15 protein-coding genes are annotated in these 17272 nt (G+C 68.4%); 3 read left to right on the forward strand and 12 right to left on the reverse strand.

Annotated elements, in window-relative coordinates:
• From AB1578_08925 to AB1578_08965, 9 genes are all read right to left on the reverse strand, one after another.
• On the reverse strand, nucleotides 1–555 hold a 555-nt coding region (locus tag AB1578_08925; GenBank protein MEW6488025.1), incomplete at its 3' end, for an alpha/beta hydrolase.
• Between the two features lie 182 nt (nucleotides 556–737).
• On the reverse strand, nucleotides 738–1001 hold the full coding sequence (locus AB1578_08930; protein MEW6488026.1) for a hypothetical protein: 264 nt from the start codon (nucleotides 999–1001) through the stop codon (nucleotides 738–740).
• Between the two features lie 112 nt (nucleotides 1002–1113).
• Entirely contained in the window at nucleotides 1114–1353 is a 240-nt protein-coding gene (locus AB1578_08935; GenBank protein ID MEW6488027.1) for a hypothetical protein, read from the reverse strand.
• A 102-nt stretch (nucleotides 1354–1455) separates the two neighbouring features.
• A complete protein-coding gene (locus AB1578_08940) occupies nucleotides 1456–1773 on the reverse strand; it encodes a hypothetical protein (protein MEW6488028.1) in 318 nt (105 codons plus the stop codon).
• Nucleotides 1774–1832: 59 nt separating this feature from the next.
• Nucleotides 1833–2849 (reverse strand): hypothetical protein, encoded by a 1017-nt coding sequence (locus tag AB1578_08945; protein ID MEW6488029.1) that lies wholly within the window; start codon nucleotides 2847–2849, stop codon nucleotides 1833–1835.
• A gap of 55 nt (nucleotides 2850–2904) precedes the next feature.
• Nucleotides 2905–7335, reverse strand: a complete 4431-nt coding sequence (locus AB1578_08950) for an efflux RND transporter permease subunit (GenBank protein MEW6488030.1) — start codon at nucleotides 7333–7335, stop codon at nucleotides 2905–2907.
• A gap of 3 nt (nucleotides 7336–7338) precedes the next feature.
• Nucleotides 7339–8592: an efflux RND transporter periplasmic adaptor subunit gene (locus AB1578_08955; protein MEW6488031.1), complete on the reverse strand. Its 1254-nt coding sequence runs from the start codon at nucleotides 8590–8592 to the stop codon at nucleotides 7339–7341.
• A gap of 80 nt (nucleotides 8593–8672) precedes the next feature.
• A complete protein-coding gene (locus AB1578_08960) occupies nucleotides 8673–9203 on the reverse strand; it encodes a hypothetical protein (GenBank protein ID MEW6488032.1) in 531 nt (176 codons plus the stop codon).
• Nucleotides 9200–9622 (reverse strand): HPr family phosphocarrier protein, encoded by a 423-nt coding sequence (locus AB1578_08965; GenBank protein MEW6488033.1) that lies wholly within the window; start codon nucleotides 9620–9622, stop codon nucleotides 9200–9202. Before AB1578_08965 ends, AB1578_08960 begins: the two co-directional genes overlap by 4 nt.
• A 202-nt stretch (nucleotides 9623–9824) precedes the next feature.
• On the opposite strand from AB1578_08965, the gene AB1578_08970 reads away from it, so the two are divergent.
• Nucleotides 9825–11498, forward strand: coding sequence for a sigma 54-interacting transcriptional regulator (locus AB1578_08970; protein MEW6488034.1), 1674 nt, complete (start codon nucleotides 9825–9827; stop codon nucleotides 11496–11498).
• Between the two features lie 360 nt (nucleotides 11499–11858).
• Here AB1578_08970 and AB1578_08975 read toward each other — a convergent pair whose 3' ends face one another.
• Entirely contained in the window at nucleotides 11859–14576 is a 2718-nt protein-coding gene (locus AB1578_08975; protein MEW6488035.1) for a cation-transporting P-type ATPase, read from the reverse strand.
• 225 nt (nucleotides 14577–14801) lie between these two features.
• Here AB1578_08975 and AB1578_08980 point away from each other — a divergent pair, with 225 nt between their 5' ends.
• A complete protein-coding gene (locus AB1578_08980; GenBank protein ID MEW6488036.1) occupies nucleotides 14802–15191 on the forward strand; it encodes an OsmC family protein in 390 nt (129 codons plus the stop codon).
• A gap of 94 nt (nucleotides 15192–15285) precedes the next feature.
• Nucleotides 15286–16470 (forward strand): PQQ-dependent sugar dehydrogenase, encoded by a 1185-nt coding sequence (locus AB1578_08985; protein MEW6488037.1) that lies wholly within the window; start codon nucleotides 15286–15288, stop codon nucleotides 16468–16470.
• A 7-nt stretch (nucleotides 16471–16477) separates the two neighbouring features.
• On the opposite strand, the gene AB1578_08990 is transcribed toward AB1578_08985, so the two are convergent.
• Together AB1578_08990 and AB1578_08995 are read right to left on the reverse strand one after the other, a co-directional pair.
• Nucleotides 16478–16900: a VOC family protein gene (locus AB1578_08990; GenBank protein MEW6488038.1), complete on the reverse strand. Its 423-nt coding sequence runs from the start codon at nucleotides 16898–16900 to the stop codon at nucleotides 16478–16480.
• The coding region (locus tag AB1578_08995) for a hypothetical protein (protein MEW6488039.1) at nucleotides 16897–17272 on the reverse strand (376 nt) is incomplete at its 5' end. The genes AB1578_08990 and AB1578_08995, both read right to left, overlap by 4 nt.

Genomic DNA, 17272 nt, shown 5'->3' on the forward strand with positions numbered 1-17272 from the left:
GTAGCCCGTGAGGTAGAACTCCGTGACTTCCACCCTTCCCTTGAGCGTTTCCCAGGCGAGCCGCATCACGCGGTAGAGGTCCCGGGCGTCGCCCTCGGCGTCGCCGGGCACCATGGTGGTGGACGCCGTGACGAGAAAGTTGGGGTGGGTGGGCGAGGGGATCGTGAGGACGTGGTAGCCCGCCTGCCACAGGTACCGGGTCAGCCCCTCGACCTTGCCCGTGCGGTGGTCGCCGCCGGTGCCGGCGATGACCACCACCAGCGGTGCCTTCCTCCTCTGGGGCGCGAAGCCCAGCTTGAGCTTCCCGATGTAGAAGAGCACGGCGGGGATCTCGCGATCCGGAAACACCGTGAGCTGCACGGTCTGGAACGGCACGTCCTTCAGATCCGGTCCCGGCGCTTGCAGTTCGCGGGGCGTGCCGATCACCGTGGCGACCCAACGGTCGTCGAAGGGGTACGCATAGGGGCCCGCCGTGGCGCCCGCCGCGCCTGCCGCCAGCAGGACCAGGCCGGCCGAGAGGGCGGCCCATGGCGCGAGCCTGCTGCGGCGGTACATTCCTGGACGCTCCCTCGTCGAGCCGACGCCAACGAAAGGACCTTGTGCTGCTAGGTGCTGCATCTCCAACCTCACCTCCCCGGGCAGGCTTCAACTAGCAGGCGGCATGCACAGCCCCGGGAAACGGGCTGCCAGCTGCCGGCGCGATCCACCGCCCGTTCCCCCGCGGACGAAGTCTCCACTCAGCCCTTCCCGTAGAAGGTGGCGCGGTGGATGACGAACCTCGGCAGGGGCGTTGGAGCCGGCGTAACCTGCACGGACTTGATGCTCGTGGTGGGGATCATCACGAGACTCCCGTCCAATTCTGCGGCAAGCATTCGCGCATTCAGGGCTTTCTCCAGCTCGATGCCGATCATCTCGGGGCCGACCTGTGGAGGGAACTGGAACGTCAGCTTGGTGCCATCGTTCATATGAATCACACACACGCTCTCTTCCGGGGTTTTCATCTGTCACCTCTCTGCTCTCAGGGTTGCCTGCCGACAACGGGGACAAGGTGGGGCACCACTTCCGTGAGCGCCTGGACACTGAGCGCCAGCGCTGAAACGTGCTGTGCCCCGTTCAGGAAAATGCCTCGTTGTATGCGGAGATTCTCAACGCATCCTCCTGGCCTCGACTCTTGAGGCCCAGGCTCAGGGACTCGCCGTAGCACTGAACACCCCCTGCTTCCCCAAACACGACGAAGCCCGCGGAGGAGACCTGTTCGCCCCGCAGGTGGTGGGCGACGTCCGAGTGACACAGCGCGTCGGAGAAGATCACGAATTCCTCCATCCCGTCGTGGCGGAACATGATGTATTTCATGGCGGATCCCCTTTCTTGTCTGGGGCCGGCTGCGCGAGCGCGCTCGTTGACCGAGCTTCCCCGGGCTTCCCCGGGCTTTCAACGCTCCGCTGCCCCCTGTCTCTATGCCCCCCTCGCGGCGGCGCCGGCGGGCATGTTCTCGTTGGGTATGCCTTCCGGCGGCGCCGACCCGCGACCTCCGTGCCCCGGAGGCTCTTGTTCGGAACCGGACCCAGGCTGGCCATCGCCGCGGGCGAGGATGACGTACATGCCCGTCACGATCGCCAGGGCCAGCAAGAAGACGATGTCGATGGAAGAGACGGTGAGCGGTTGGCCCGCCCGGGCCACCAGGTTCGCCGTGGCGGCCGCCAAGATCAGGAAGACGGTGGGCACGATCCACCTGCGGCGCTCACCGGGGCCGCTCGAAGTGTTGGACAACATGGCTTGCTCCTCTCTGGCAGGGTGCGGAAAGACCCACGGAGGGGTTTACCCCCACCCTGCTAGGCGCCTCCCGCCGCCATCTGCTCTGCGGTCGCGTAGACGATCTGCTGCACCCGGTTCCACACCAGCTCGGGCAGGACCTCCTCGGAGATGTGCCGCACGGCGCGAAGCAGCTCGTCGGCCTCGGAGGCCGAGTGGACGCCCTTTTCCAGGGCGCCCTGCACCGCGGCCAGCTGCTCGCCGGCCAGGTCCGCGAAGGTGGACTTGAGCTCCGCCTCGGCACCCCGCACCTCCCGAACCGCTGCGGCGACCAGGTGCGCGAAGATCCCATACCCGACGGCTTCGATGACCGTGCGCTTCCAGGGCGAGGAGTCGGGGCTGGGATAGTGGCCCTTCCAGGCGGTCACGACTCCGTACATCCGGTCCGCGCAACGCCCCGCGGAGGCCGACTTGAACTCTTCCTCGGTCTCCGCATGCTCTCGCTCCCGGGCGCCGGCAATGTCCTTCTCATCCGCCCACGGCGAGAGCCCCGTGGGATCGGGCCAAGTGAGCCCGCGCTCCTCCATGCGCTGGTGCAGGAGGTGCCAGGCGATCCCCTTGCACTCGCCGGCGAGGCGCTTGATCGCTGCCGCCCGCACCGCCTGTTCCATGCCCTGGTACCGCTTGCCGGCGAGGATCTCGTCCACCTCCTGGAGCACGGTCTGGCCCCTGCTCAGGTCTTCTTCCCCGAGGCCGGTGTTCAGGTTCCCGTGGAGGAGGAGGATTTCTTTCCAGATCCGGGCGTGGGCCTCCTTGCGCGCCTGCTCCTGCTCGCTCCGTCGCTCTTGGTCCGAGGCGCTCTGCGCAGCCATCCGCGCGGCGAAGCCGCTCTCGGTCTCGTGCCGCAGCCGTTCTGCCGCTTCCTTGACTTGGGCCACGGCCTGGTCCAGGCGCTTCCCGACGGCGTCGGCGTCGGGGGCCTCACGGGCCGGCTCGGCCGGGACCGAACCCTCGTTCTTCCGCGGCCGGTGGGGTGGGTTGAAGAGCTTTGCGAGTCCGTCGAGGAACTCAGAGAGCTTGCCGAGTTGCGGATTCATCCTCGTCTCCTTGTCTTGACGATGCGTTGGGGCGCTGCCTTGGGGTGCCGATGCCCTACCGACCTCTCGCGAGCCCCCCCTTGAGACGCTCCAACTCCGCCCGCGTGAGTCGATACCCCAGCTCCGCCTGCAACCGATCCATTTCTGCCTTCTTCAGCGCCGCGACGGTCTCGGCGTGCCGGGCCGCCGTCACCGTCCCGGCCGCGAGGCGGTTTTCGCTGAGCCGGGCATCTTCCTGGGACATGGCGAGCGCCTCGCGGGCGGCGTCCACGACCTTCCGGTCGCGCTCCAGCTTCCGGTACACCTTGTCGATCTCGATCCCGACCCTCTTGTCGAGCCGAGCCAGGTTCTGCTCTGCCTGCGACTGCTGGGCGCGCCGCTGGCCGACGTCTCCCCTGCGCTTGCCCCAGTCGAACACGTTCCAGGTCGCCTCCACGCCCACCATGTCCACGTGGTCCTCCAGGAAGGCCACTCCGTCCTGATAGCCGTGGCGGTAGAAGAGCGTGACGTCGGGGATGTACTCGTACCGGGCCGCCTTCACCGCATGGCGGGACTTCTCCACGGTCTCCCGGGCGGCGAGGAGGTCTGCGTTCCGGGCCCGGGCCTCCTGATAGGACGCGTCCTTCGGCGCCTCCGGGAGCTCCGGAAAGCCCGCTTCCGTCACTTCCAGGAGGTCGTCTCTCGGGAAGCCGAGCAGATCGTTGAGCTCCGAGGTGACGTCGGCGATGTGGTTGTCCGCCGAGAGAAGCTCCTGCCGGCGCTGGAGCAGGTGGGCCCTGGCCGTGATGACGGCGACCTCGAGCAGGTTCCCGGTCCTGACCCCGTCCTCGGCTTCCCGCAGATTCTCCTGCGCGGCAGCGAGCGAGGCCTGGGCGGCGTCCCTTGCCTTGTAGGCCACCAGCAGCTCGTAATAGAGCTGATGCACGGCGAGGACCGTCTCGTTTTCCGCCTTCGTCAGCTCGGCTTTCGCAAAGCCCCGGTCTGCACGCGCAATCTGGTTGGCCGCATGGATCTTCAGGAGCTGCGTCGTCGGCTGGGCGAGGGTCGTTTCGTTGTACAGGATCGTGGAGTCACTCTGCTTGATATCGACGTTGCGATCCGGAAAGGGGCTTCCCGCGACCTGTCCCAGGCTTCCGGCGGGAATCGAAACTCTCTGTTCGTCGGACAGGTGCACGTACCGTGTCGTGTTGGTGAGTTGCGGAAAGTACTGGGACTTCGCGCTCACGATCTTCTCGTCGTGCTCCGATACCCTTGTCCGGCCGATCTTCAGCAGGGCGTTCTCTTGCAGAGCGGTTTCGACCGCCTCCGGGAGCGTCAGGGTGCGCTGCACCGGCTCCGCAGAGGCCTGCCTTCCCGCCCCGAGAACGAGGCACAGCGCGATCCCCGCCGCCGCCGCGACGGCGCTCGCGGGGCTCGTCTGGCGCGTGGTCGAACGGGACTTGATGACCACGAAGATGACCGGAACGACCAGGAGGGTGAAGAACATCGAGAACACCAAGCCGAAGGCGATCACGCTCGCCAGCGGGCTCCAGAGGCTCGACCCGGAAAGGATCATGGGCGTGACCCCCACGGCTGCGGCCATGGTGGTGAGGAAGATGGGCCGCAGCCGCCGCGCGCCCGCGTCCCGGGCGGCCTGTTCCAGGGTCTCTCCCTCGGCGACCCGTTCGTTGCAGTAGTCGACCAGTATGATGCCGTTTCTCACCACGATCCCGCACAGGGCGATCATCCCCATGAAGGCCGTGAATCCGAAGGGGTTGTGGGTGATGATCAGCCCGAGGACCGCCCCAAACAGGGTCAGCGGGATCGACGCCATCACCACGAGGGGATCCGAGACGCTCCGGAACTGCACCAAGAGGACGAGGAAGATCGCGAGAAGGCTGATGGCCAAGGCCACCATCATCTGGGGGAAGGTCTCGTCCTGATTGTCCTTTTCGCCCCCGTAGTAGATCCGGTAGCCCGCCGGCAAGGGGAGCGCTTCGATCTGCGGCCTCACCTGCTCCAGGATCTTCGAGGCGTAGAACCCCGGCTTGGCGAAGGCGCGCACGGTCAGGGTGCGCACGCCGTTTCGCCGGACGATCCGGCTCGTCTGCCACTCCGGCGCGAGCTGGGCAACGGCTCGCAGCGGAACCCTGGCGCGGGTCAGCTCCGAGGTGAGGTAGGTGTCGCCCACGTCGCCGAAGGACGAGCGTGCGGCCGGGTCGAGCCGCAGCTTGATGCTCACGGCGCGGTCGCCTTCCCAGAAGGTGCTCACCGGCGCGCCGTCGAACGCCCCGAAGAGCGTCTGCGACACCGTGGCCTCCGCGATCCCCAGCCGGTTTGCCAGCTCGTTGTCGACCTTCACGTCCACCCGGTACGAGTCGTTGAAGTAGTCCCGGTGCACGTACTGGGAAGCCGGCACGTCTTCCAGGATCTCCTGCACCTTCTCCCCCAGCCGCTGGAGCTCCCCGATGTCGTCCCCCGAGATCCGCACCTCGACGGGCGCCTCCATCTGGGAGCCCTGTTGGAGCTCCTTCACGATCACCATGGCCTCGGGCGCCAGGGCCGTCAGCGACCGGCGCAGCTCCGGCACCAGGCGGGCGGTGTCCTTGACCGAGGCCGTGTTGACGATGAACTGCCCGTAGGCGGCGTCGGGCTGCTGCGGATTGACGTTGTAGTAGAACCGGGGGGCGCTCTGGCCGACGAACGTCGCGTAGTTGGAGACCCCCTTGCTCGACCCCAGGGCGCCTTCGATGCGCCGCAGGACCGCGTCGGTTGCCTCGATGCGCGTTCCCTGGGGCATCCACACGTCGATTACGAACTGGTTGCGCTCGGCCGAGGGGAAGAACTGCTGGGGCACGAAAGTGAAGAGCGCCACCCCCAGGGCAAAGGCACTGCCGCCGAGGGTGAGGCCCAGCCACTTCCGGTTCATGAAGACGTGGATCAGGATCGCGTAGACCCCCTGGAGCCGGTCGAGCAGGCTCACCTTCTCCTTGCCTCCCGCCGGCGCGGCGTCGTGGTCGTGCAGCCCCTTCTTGATGAAGGTTCGGCAAAGGAGCGGGGTCAGCATGACCGCCACGACGAAGGAGACCGCGAGCGCAATCGCCACGGTGATGGGGAGGGCCGCGATGAACTCCCCGGCAGAGCCGGTGATGATGAGGAGCGGCAGGAACGAGCAGATGATCGTCACGGTCGCCGTGAGGACGGGCACGACGACCTCGGTGGCGCCCCTCCAGGCCGCCTCGATGCGCGGCACCTTCCGGTCCAGGAGCTCGACGTAGTTGTCGGCGATCACGATGGCGTCGTCCACCACGATGCCGAGCACCACGATGAGCCCGGCGATGGAGACCTGATGCAGGGCGATCCCCAGGGCGTTCATGACGCCGAGGGTGGCGCACAGGGTGACCGGGATGGCCAGGGCCGCGATGAGAGCCACCCGGAAGGGGAGCAGGAGGATCGTGACCAGGATGACGGAACCGATGGCCAGCAGGAACTCGTGGGTGAGGTCCGAGATCCGCTCCTTGACGACCCCGGGCTGGTTCGCAACCAGGTCCAGCTCAACGTCGGGGGGAAGGAGAACCCTCAGGCGCTCAAAGACCGCTTCGAGCTTTTCGCCGAGCTCGACGATGTTTCGTCCCTTCTGCATCTCCACGGAGAGGAGCAAGGACGGCTCGCCGTTGTAGCGCACCAGGAAGGTGGGATCCTCATAGCGGCGCTCGACGTCGGCGAAGTCCTTGATGTAGGTCGGGTGGCCATCCCGGGACACGTCCACGAGGACGTTTCGGATTTCGTCTTCGGTGTTGAAGACTCCGGTGGTCCTCATGGGGACCTTCGACCGGTCGGCCTCGAAGTGACCGGCGCTGTCGATCACGTTTCGCTGCACGAGGGCATTTGCCACCTGCCGCGGGTCGGCGAAATACTGCGCGATCCTCTCCAGGCTGCTGGTGATCCAGATCTCCTCGCTCTGCTTTCCGTAGGTGACGAGCTTCCCCACGTCGCGAACGGTGCGCATCTCGTCGCGGATCTTGTCTGCGAAATCCCGAAGCTCCCGGTATCCGTACCGCTTTCCGTGCACCGCGACGAGCATCGCGACCGTGTCCCCGAAATCGGAGTCCACCACCGGCCCCCTGACCCCGTCGGGGAGCTTGGTGGCGCGCACCAGGTTCATCTCGTGGCGCAGCTTCGCCCAGAACTGGTCCGAGTTCTTGATGTTGTCCTCGAGCTCTACGTTGATGATGGCGACGCCGGGGCGGCTCGTGGAATAGGTCTTTTCCTTGCGGACCTCGGGGAACTTGAAGATGTGCTCCTCCAGGGTCTTGGTGACCTGCTTCTCCACCTGCTCGGAGGTGGCTCCCGGGTACATGGCGGCCACGATACCGGTCCGGATGGTGATGGTCGGGTCTTCCGTTCGCTGCATCTTGAGGAAGGCGTGGAGGCCCACCGCCACGACCAGGGCCGTGAGGATGAGGGTGACGGGCGGATAGCGGAGCGGGAACTGGATCGGATTCATGGCTTAGTTCCTCTCCGCGAGCCGGCTGGAATGCCGGTCGGCCGGCTGTTCCGTGGCGGCCACGACCAGACCGTCCCGGAGCCTTGTCTGCCCGGCCAGGACGACGAGCTCGGTGCCGGAGAGTCCGCTCCGGATCTCCACGTCGCGATGGATCAGGACGCCGATCTCCACCCGTTTGGCGTAGACGCGGCTCTGGTCGGGGTAGTAGACGAAGACCTGGGTCGCCCCCTGGGGATCGCGCACCACCGCCTCCCCCGGGAGCGTCATCATGGACTTCGTCTCGGTTCCGAGGATGCGCGCTTCCGCGACCATCCCGATCCGCAGCACGTGCTGCGGGTTCGGCACGGTGATCCGGGCCATGTAGGTTCGGGTGTTGGGGTCGGCGGATACGTTGACGACGCGCACCGTGCCCTCGAAGGACCTCCCCGGGAGGGCGGGAACCGTCACCTCCACCTTCTGCCCGAGCCGGACGTGGTACACGTCGGTCTCCGGCACGCCGACGTTTACCTCCACGGGGTCGATCTGGACGATCTCGAACACGGGATGCCCCGCGGAGGCGGTGGCGCCGGGTTCGATCAGCCGCTTTGCGATGTGGCCGTTGGCGGGGGCAGAGAGTGTCGCGTCGGAGAGCGCCTTGCGGACGACCTCGAGCTGCGCGGCCGCCTGGTTGTATGCGGCCGTCGCCAGGTCCTTGTCCTCCTTCTGGCCGCCCGCCTTCGCCTGTTCATACTGCTGCCTGGCCGACTCGAATGCGGCCCGGAACTTCTCGTAGTCGTTCGGCGCCAGGCTCTTGGAGTCGTAGAGCATCTTCATCCGGCGGTGCTCGTCTTCGGCGCGCTCGAACGCGATGCGGGCCTGCTCCAGGCTCTCCGGGCGGACGGAGTGCAGCGCCTTCTCCATGGCCGCCTGGGCGCTCGCCATCTGGGCTGCGGCGGTCTTCACGGCGAGGTCGAAGTCGGTGGGGTCGATCCGGGCGAGAACCTGTCCCTTCTTCACGTATTCGCCCTCGCGAGGGCCCACGAGCTCGACTCGTCCGGAGACGAGAAACGACACGGCGATCGGTGCGTTGGGCGCGGAGACGGTCCCGCTCACCGCGATTCGTTCCCGTTCCTGGACGTGCTGCACCCTCCCCACGGTTACGGGTACGGCCTCGGGGGCGGGTTCGGTCTTGTGCGGCTCCCCGGTGCAGGACACCAGGGAAAGAGCCAGAAGCGACGCGGCCAGGCTCTTTGGGATGGAGGGGAGACGGCCTTTCATGATGGATGCTCCTCTTGTCTGCGTTGGGCTCTGGACGATGGATGCAGGAGGCGGTGGCCTTCACCGCCACTTGGGACTCTTCACGAGCGGATCGGCCCTCCGATGCAGAGGTGGCCGACCTCCCCGGGACGGCGTGCTCCGCCGTCCGGGCCCGGGCAGGTGGGCGGCGCGTCCGGCCCGGTCCCCTGGGCGGCGCAGGGCGCCCCGCTGCACCGGTCCAGCACGAGGCGGACGATTACGCGCCCTCTGGGGACCGTCGGAGAAGGGCCCAGGATCTCCCGGCCGAGCGTTTCCGCCGTTTCCAGGATGAGCCGGCGCTCGCTCTCCCCCAGAAAAGCGGGGGACGGCAGCGGCGGCGCGTGCTCGCCGAAGCAGCGCGCGAGCAGCCACTCCAGGAAGCTGTGGAGTTGCCTGGCCGTGGACAGTCGCACCTCGGGCGTCTCGCCTTCGCGGAGGAGGGCCGCACCCGAGGCGGCCTCCGCGGCATAACGCCGCACGACCGAGTGGAGGCTTTCGGCGAAGTGCTCCTCCGAGAGGGGCGGGTGCTGCGCGTGGGGGGATGCCTGCGCCGGGTTGACGGGTTTCTTCTCCGGCGCCTCTTGGTGCTTCACGGTTCACCTCTCTCTTGTCTCGGGGGAAACCCGTGAACCAGACTCGGCCCGAGGAAGCCGTCGAGCTCCAAAAATGTGCTCTGGGCGTCGGGGCCGACCACCCGCACACGAATGACCGATCCCTCGAAGTCGCCGAGTGCAAGGAGCTCCAGCGGGCTCTTCGCGTCCGCCGTTTCTCCGCCCTTGGACACCCAGACTCGGGACCGGTGCCTCCGGGCCACCCGGGCGAACCGGACGGCGGCCTCAACCAGGTGGAACCCCGGGGCCTCTAAGGCCGACTCGGGTACCGCCGCGGACAGGGAAGCTTGACCCGTCACGGAGCGGGGCATCCTTGTACCGACCAGGATGCGGGGTACCGCCGGAGTTGGTGGCGATTCTCTGTGCATGGCTTCCCTCGCGTTGCGGCTCGAGCCTCGCATGCCCTTTCAGGGGGATGTCTTGGTCTGGCTTGCTGCACCCGACGTGCCATACGGCGTGACCCTAGTGGATTCAGCTACTTAGGCTGGATGAGCCGGACGGACTGCCGCATGTGGGAGCGACGGGATGTCGTATTTGACACTTGGGCAGGTAGACTGTCGTGGACGACACGGGGAGGTGGGGAAGGGGCGAGAGGTGGCGACGATGGACAAGAACGAGTTCTTTCGGGAGGCGGCCCTGCGCCTGTGCGGGAGCCTCGAGATCGAGAAGGCCCTTGCGCAGTGCTTCCTCTACGTTCGAGGGGTGCTGCCGGCCGACGAGATCTTGGTGCTCGACTACGACGTGGCTCTGGGACTTGCCGAGGTGCTCGCCACCGCGGACTCGGCGGGCGGGCACGTACGCAGCGTCAAGTTTGCGCTGGACCCGGAGGTGCGCCGGGTCCTGGCCGAGTCACGGCGCAACCCCAAGTCCGCCCGACAGATTGGGGAGCATGCCTACCTGCCCCTCGATGCGTCCGAGCTGAAGGCGTACGTCTGGGGGGACGAGGGAGCAGGCCCCGTGTACTTGCTCCATCGCGCGCATGTGATGGTCGCGGAGGACGCGAGCGCGCTGGAGTCGGGCGGGCTCGGACGCACCCTGCGAGGCCTCGGGAGCGCTCTCGGGTGGCCCCCGTCGAGCGTGATGCTCGGCTTCCTCTTCCTCGACGAAAAGAGCATCGGCTTGATCCTCGTGCGAGCCGCCGGAAGGGGGCGCTACACGGCCGAGCACGCGGAGCTCTGGTCACTCTTGAACGAGCCCGCCTCCATCGCCCTCTCGAACTACCGCCGCTACCTCCAGATGCTCCGGCTCCAGGATCTCCTCTCCCAAGACAACCGGGACCTGCGGGAGCGGCTCAAGGAAGGTCCGCCGGGCGAGATCGTCGGAGCCGATTTGGGCCTACGCGAGGTGATGAGCCAGGTCGACCGCGTGGCACCTCTGGACAGCCCCGTGCTCCTCGTGGGGGAGACGGGCACGGGAAAGGAGCTCATCGTTCGAGCCATCTGGCGCCGCTCGCGGCGCGCCGGGGGGCCGTTCGTCGCGGTGAACTGCGGCGCAATCCCCGAGACGCTCTTCGACAGCGAGCTCTTCGGGCACGAGAGGGGTGCGTTCACGGGAGCCGTGACGCAGCGCAAGGGTTTCTTCGAGCGGGCCCACGGGGGGACGATCTTCCTGGACGAGGTGGGGGAGCTGCCCCTCGAGGCCCAGACCCGCCTCCTGCGGGTGCTCCAGGAGAAGCAGTTCGAGCGGGTGGGAGGCACGCAGACCCTCTCGGTCGATATCCGGGTCGTTGCCGCCACCCACCGGGACCTTGCCCAGATGGTCTCGGAGAGGCGCTTTCGGGAGGACCTCTACTTCCGGCTGAGCGTCTTTCCGCTCCTCGTCCCCCCGCTTCGGGAGCGGCCGGAAGACATTCCGGCGCTGGTCGACCACTTCCTTTGGGTGAAGGGCAGACAGATGGCGCTGCGCCACGTTCCGTCCCTGGCCGAGGGCGCTCTCGATCGCCTGCTCGGCTACCGGTGGCCTGGAAACGTGCGGGAGCTGGAGAACGCGGTCGAGCGGGCGCTCATCCTTTCTCGCGGAGAGCCCCTCGAGTTCCGTGAGCTCGGGGGAGCGCCCGCGAAGAAAGCCTTGGCGCCGCGGGTCGAGGAAAGCCGGGTGATCCCCCTACAAGAGTCGGAGGCGGCAGCCATTCGTCGTGCTTTGGCCGCATCCGGCGGGCGAGTGGGGGGCAAGGGCGGGGCCGCCGACCTCCTCGGGGTCAACCCCGGAACCCTGCGGCACCGGATGAGGAAGCTCGGCGTGGCGTTCGGGAGAAAGGCGCGTCCCTCGGGAGGCTGAGGTTCGGTCTTGCAGGCGACGCGGGCCGGTCTTCACCGAAACTCTCGGGCGCACCCCCGGGAGTCCGACCGCCGCACGCCGTCCGCCCTCTCGGGAGCGTCGCTCGAGACGCCGACGCTCAGCTTTTGAGCGGAAGGCCGCCTCCCGGGGAGTCGCTCGGTCTCGTAGACTCCGAATCCTCGGCAGTTCCTCACCTCCCGAGCTCGAGCGGCGTCGCCGAACCCATGCCGCCGCCCACCAAGGCGTCCGGGTCGAAACAGCCGGGCCCCGGCGGTGGCAGCCACCGCACCGACGGCCGGGCACACCGGGGCTTGACGCGCAAGCGGTCCCCCTCAAAGGCCTGGACCCGCTAGGCCCGGTTCACCCCCGGCGCCGGTGCGCCCCGCGAAAGAGGAGCTTCTCCGCCTCCACCAGGACGAAGACCGAGGAGGCCACGAGCACCACCCGCAGCCAGGCCGCGGCGTCCAGCGGGGCGGTGGCGAAGAGGGTCTGCATGGGGGGCGCGTAGGTGAAGAACAGTTGCAGGGCGATCACCACCGCGATGGCCGCCAGTGCCAGGCGGTTGCCCAAGAGCCCCTCGCGGGAGAGCACCGACCGGTGCAGGTACCGGCAGTTGAGGAGGTAGAAGGCCTCGAACATCACCAGCGTATTGACCGCCACGGTGCGGGCCCGCTCGATCTCGGCCCCGGCCCCCCGCTCGTAGAGGAAGAGGCCGAAGGTCCCGGCCAGGAGGATGAGGGACACGTAGAACACGCGCCAGCCGAGAAAGAAGGACAAGATGGGCTCCCGGGGCGCCCGGGGCGGGCGCTTCATGATGTCCGCCTCGGGCGGCTCGAAGGCGAGCGACAGGGCCAGGGTGACGGCGGTGATCATGTTGATCCAGAGGATCTGGACGGGGGTGATGGGCAGGGTGCGCCCCAGGGCGATGGCCGCGAGCAGCATCAGGGCCTCGCCCCCGTTCGTCGGCAGGACGAAGGTGATGGCCTTGCGGATGTTGTCGTAGACCGTGCGCCCCTCTTCCACCGCGTGGGCGATGGAGGCGAAGTTGTCGTCGGCCAGCACCATCTCGGCGGCCTCCTTGGAGACCTCGGTCCCCTTGATGCCCATGGCCACGCCCACGTCGGCCCGCTTGAGGGCCGGGGCGTCGTTGACCCCGTCGCCGGTCATGGCCACTACCTCGCCTTCGGCCTGCAGGGCTTCCACGAGGCGCAGCTTGTGCTCCGGGCTGGAGCGGGCGAAGACGTCGACCTCCCGCACCCAGCGGCGCAGCTGGGCATCGGAGGCGCCCTCCAGGTCCGGCCCGGCCACCACCCGCTTCCCATCGCCGATCCCCATGCGGGCGCCGATGGCGAGCGCGGTGCGGGCGTGGTCGCCGGTGATCATCTTGACCCGGATGCCGGCGCTGCGGCAGGCGGCCACGGCTTCCACGGCTTCCGGCCGCGGCGGGTCGGTGATGCCGGCCAGGCCGAGCAGGGTGCCTCCCTCCTCCACATCCGCGAAGGTGAGGTCGCGCCGGTTCCCCGGCGCGGGCATCCGCGCCAGGGCCAGGACCCGCTCCCCCCGGTCGGCCAGCTCCCCGGCCGCCTGCTCCCAGAACGCCCGGTCGAGCGCCGCGTCGCCCGCCGGGGTGCGCTGGAAGCTGCACATCTCGAGAACCCTCTCCGGAGCGCCCTTGATGTAGACGAACGCCCGGCCCTCGTGGTCGTGGTGCAGGGTGGCCATGAAGCGGTGCTCCGACTCGAAGGGGATGACGTCGGTGCGCGGCCGGGCGTCGTTCTCGGTCTTGGGGTCGAGGCCGAGCCTGCGCCCCAGGGTCAGGAGCGCGCCCTCGGTGGGGTCCCCCTGCACGTGCCACCGGCCGTCGCGCTCCACGAGGTCGGCGTCGTTGCAGAGCAAGGCCGCCCGCCCCAGCTCCGCCAGGAGCGGGTCCTCTTCCTCGTCCACCGCGCGGCCGTCCCGGGTGATCGCCCCGTGGGGATCGTAGCCGCTGCCCTCCACCTCGAAGCGAGCGCCGGCATGCACCACCGACTGGACCATCATCTCGTTGCGGGTGAGCGTGCCGGTCTTGTCCGAGCAGATCACCGTGACCGCACCCAAAGTCTCCACCGCCGGCAGGCGCCGGATGATGGCGTTTCGCCGCGCCATGCGCTGCACGCCGATGGCGAGCGTGATGGTGATGATGGCGGGCAGCCCCTCGGGGATGGCCGCCACCACCAGGCCCACGGCGGCCAGGAACATGTCCACCGCCGTGTAGTCCCGCCCGAAGGTCCCGAAGGCGAAGGTGCCTCCCGCCAGGGCGAGGATCGCCACGGTGAGCCACCGGGCAAAGACGGCCATCTTGCGCAGGAGCGGCGTGGTGAGCGTCTCCACGGTGGCGAGCATCTCGCTGATGCGGCCGATCTCCGTGGCCTGCCCGGTGGCCACCACCACCCCGGTGCCGCGCCCGTAGGTGACTACGGTGCCCGAGTAGGCCATGCCGAAGCGGTCGCCCACCACCGCGCCCGCGTCGGCCGCCTCGGTCGTCTTGCCCACGGGCTCCGACTCGCCGGTCAGGATGGCCTCGTCCACCCGCAGGTCCTTGACCGTCACCAGGCGCAGGTCGGCCGGGACCTTGTCGCCGGCCTGCAAATGCACCAGATCTCCCGGCACGAGCTCCTCGGCGGGCACCTCGATTCTCTTGCCGTCGCGCTCCACAAAGGCGTGGAGCGAGAGCATGGCACGGATCGAGTCCAGGGCCTTTTCCGCCTTGCCCTCCTGCACGAAGCCGATCAGGGCGTTGATGACCACGACTCCCAGGATGACGCCGAAGTCGAGCCAGTGCCCGAGGAGCGCGGTGACCACCGCCGCCCCCAGGAGCACGTAGATGAGAACGTCGTGAAAGTGCGCCAGAAAACGAACGAGCGGCCCGCGCCTCTTGGGCGGAGGCAAGCGGTTGGGCCCATGCCTCCCCAGGCGCTCCCGGGCCTCTTGGGCCGAGAGGCCGCCGTCGGGAACCTCGAAATGCCGGCGCACCTCTTCGCCGGAGAGGCTGTGCCATCCAGTAGGGGCGCCGAAATCGGCCGGGCTTTTCGGACTCATCGCCGTCCTCTCGCTGCTCGCGTGTCACGGTGTACGATCCTGCGCACCGCACCCTGCGCGACCTCGAAACGGGTAGGCGGCTGTTCCCGGTCTCCCCGCAGGCCTGCTGTGCACTTTTCCACATTCTGGGAAAAGTTCAAACGCGGCGGCCACGGATATGGAACCTTGCCCCGGGCCGGCGCATCTCAAGGTCGTTCGTCCCATCCCTTCGGAGGAGGAAGTCCCATGCCCATGGAAATCACCTTTCCCGGCGGCGCGGCGGTTAACGCCGAGTTCAAGGGGTTCACGGTTCGAACCGACCAACCCGAGAAGAACGGGGGAGGGAACACCGCGCCCGCCCCCTTCGACCTCTTCCTCGCCTCGATCGGCACCTGCGCCGGGTTCTTCGCCCTGCGCTTCTGCCAGGAGCGGGAGTTGGACACCGCCGGCCTGCGGGTGACCCTGGACGCTGCCCGGAACCCCGAAACCCACCGGGTGGAGACCCTGAGCCTTCGCATCCACCTTCCCCAGGGCTTTCCCGAGAAGTACCGGGCGGCCATCCTGCGAACCGTGGATCAGTGCTCGGTGAAGAAGCACATCCTCGAGCCCCCGAAGTTCGACGTGCAGGCGGTGTAACTCGGCCGCCGAGGGCGGATGCGGGCCATGCCTCCGCGCCGATCTCCAGGAGAGGAGCGCAGGGACACCCCGTCCAAATGTGGAGGGCCTTGCGATGACCTCATCCCGCCCCATTTCCAGGCGACGGTACGCCTCGCTCCTTCCCGTCCTCCTGCTGCTCGCGCCGCTCGGGTGCGGCAGTGGGGGGAGCGGACGAGCGCAGGTCTCGGAGCTCCCCGAGGAGCTCCGCCTGGAGCCGAGCTTTCCCGGGCTCGCCTTCCAGCTCCCCGTGGCGGCGCTTCAGGCGCCGGGGGACGCGGGCCGCTGGTTCGTGGTGGAAAAGGGGGGAACGGTGAGGAGCTTCCTTGCGGGAGCGGCCTCCCCCTCGACGTTCGTGGACATCTCAGACCGGGTGGACGCCGTTCCCGGCGAAGCGGGCCTGCTGGGCCTGGCCTTCCACCCGGACTGGCAGACCAACCGGGAAGTATTCCTCTCCTACACGGCCCCGGGTCCCGGCGGCGCCGTGGCGCTGGTTTCCCGCCTCTCCCGGTTTCGCAGCACGGACGGCGGCGCCACCCTGGACCCGGCCACGGAGGAGATCCTCCTGGCCGTGGACCAGCCCTTCGCCAACCACAACGGCGGGCACGCGGCCTTCGGGCCGGACGGGTTTCTCTACCTGGGGCTCGGCGACGGCGGGTCCGGGGGCGACCCCCTGGGCCACGGGCAGGATACCGAGACCCTTCTCGGGGCCTTCCTGCGCCTCGACGTGGACGCGGGAGCGCCCTACGCCATTCCTCCGGGGAACCCCTTCGCCCAGGGCGGGGGACGGCCGGAGATCTTCGCCTGGGGGTTTCGCAACCCCTGGCGCTGGAGCTTCGACCGGGCCACCGGCGAACTCTGGTGCGGCGACGTGGGGCAGGGCGCGTGGGAAGAAGTAAACCAGGTGCTCGTGGGTAGAAACTACGGCTGGAACGTCCGGGAGGGAGCCCACTGCTTTGGCGCCGCCACCTGCGACACGGTAGGGCTCGAGGACCCGGTGGCCGAGTACTCCCACGCCGAGGGCTGCTCGGTTACCGGCGGGTACGTCTACCGGGGAACCCGAATCCCCTCGCTGACGGGAACCTACGTATACGGCGACTTTTGCAGCGGCACCGTCTGGGGCCTCGCGCCCGGGAACCGCGAGCCCCGGGTGCTGGTGCCGAGCGGTCTCAACATCTCGTCCTTCGCCGAGGGAAGCGGCGGCGAGCTCCACGTCCTCGACTACGCGTCCGGGGAGATCTTCCACCTCATGGGGCCCTAAGCGGTTCTCACGCCTCCGGCAAGAGCGCCGGGTTCCACACCACCTCCCAGAGGTGTCCGTCCGGGTCCTGGAAGTAGCCGGCATACCCGCCCCAGAAGGTCTCCCGGGCCGGCACGATGACCGCAGCCCCCGCCCTTTGCGCCTCCTCCAGCACCGCGTCGACCTCGCCCCGGCTGGTGACGTTGTGCCCGAGGGCAAACTCGGTGGACGTGGGGCTCCCCGGGGGAAGCCCCACGTCGTGGGCCAGGCTGCTGCGGGGCCAGAGGGCGAGCTTCACGCCCCCGGCGAGGTCGAAGAACGCCACCGCCCCGTGCTCGAACTCCCGCCCCACGATGCCCGGCGTCCGGAGCCCCAAGCCGTCCCGGTAGAACCGGACCGCCCGCTCCAGGTCGTCCACGGCGAGGGTGATGACCGTAATGCGCGGCTTCATGCCGGTTCCTTCTTCGGGTCGCTGCTGGGGGGGCTCCGCCGCACCAGGCCCGGGTACAGGGCCTCCTGGCACTCGGGACAGATGCCGTGGGTGAACTCGGCTTCGGAGTGCGCCTGGAGGTAGGCCTCGAGCTGGTTCCAGTAGCCCTTGTCGTCCCGAATGCGCTTGCACGAGGCGCAGATGGGCAGCAGCCCGCTCAGGGTCCGGATGCGGGCCAGCGCGCCCTGGAGCTCCTCGATTTTACCCTCCAGCTCCCGATTCTTCTCGACCAGGCGCTCGGCCATGCTCCCGAAGGCCCCCGCCAGGGTATCGATCTCCTCGATGCCGCTGGGAGCGGCCCTCTCGGAGGCGCCGCCTCCCGAGATGCGCTCC

This window comes from Thermodesulfobacteriota bacterium, from assembly GCA_040756475.1.
In the GTDB taxonomy this organism is placed as follows: domain Bacteria; phylum Desulfobacterota; class Deferrisomatia; order Deferrisomatales; family JACRMM01; genus JBFLZB01.

What these genes read in the sequence shown, in the direction of transcription:
- AB1578_08935 (MEW6488027.1), bottom strand. Translation starts at nt 1,353, where the DNA reads ATGAAATACATCATGTTCCGCCACGACGGGATGGAGGAATTCGTGATC.
- AB1578_08975 (MEW6488035.1), bottom strand. Translation starts at nt 14,576, where the DNA reads ATGAGTCCGAAAAGCCCGGCCGATTTCGGCGCCCCTACTGGATGGCAC.
- AB1578_08985 (MEW6488037.1), top strand. Translation starts at nt 15,286, where the DNA reads ATGACCTCATCCCGCCCCATTTCCAGGCGACGGTACGCCTCGCTCCTT.
- AB1578_08930 (MEW6488026.1), bottom strand. Translation starts at nt 1,001, where the DNA reads ATGAAAACCCCGGAAGAGAGCGTGTGTGTGATTCATATGAACGATGGC.
- AB1578_08970 (MEW6488034.1), top strand. Translation starts at nt 9,825, where the DNA reads ATGGACAAGAACGAGTTCTTTCGGGAGGCGGCCCTGCGCCTGTGCGGG.
- AB1578_08980 (MEW6488036.1), top strand. Translation starts at nt 14,802, where the DNA reads ATGCCCATGGAAATCACCTTTCCCGGCGGCGCGGCGGTTAACGCCGAG.
- AB1578_08945 (MEW6488029.1), bottom strand. Translation starts at nt 2,849, where the DNA reads ATGAATCCGCAACTCGGCAAGCTCTCTGAGTTCCTCGACGGACTCGCA.
- AB1578_08990 (MEW6488038.1), bottom strand. Translation starts at nt 16,900, where the DNA reads ATGAAGCCGCGCATTACGGTCATCACCCTCGCCGTGGACGACCTGGAG.
- AB1578_08965 (MEW6488033.1), bottom strand. Translation starts at nt 9,622, where the DNA reads ATGCGAGGCTCGAGCCGCAACGCGAGGGAAGCCATGCACAGAGAATCG.
- AB1578_08940 (MEW6488028.1), bottom strand. Translation starts at nt 1,773, where the DNA reads ATGTTGTCCAACACTTCGAGCGGCCCCGGTGAGCGCCGCAGGTGGATC.
- AB1578_08955 (MEW6488031.1), bottom strand. Translation starts at nt 8,592, where the DNA reads ATGAAAGGCCGTCTCCCCTCCATCCCAAAGAGCCTGGCCGCGTCGCTT.
- AB1578_08950 (MEW6488030.1), bottom strand. Translation starts at nt 7,335, where the DNA reads ATGAATCCGATCCAGTTCCCGCTCCGCTATCCGCCCGTCACCCTCATC.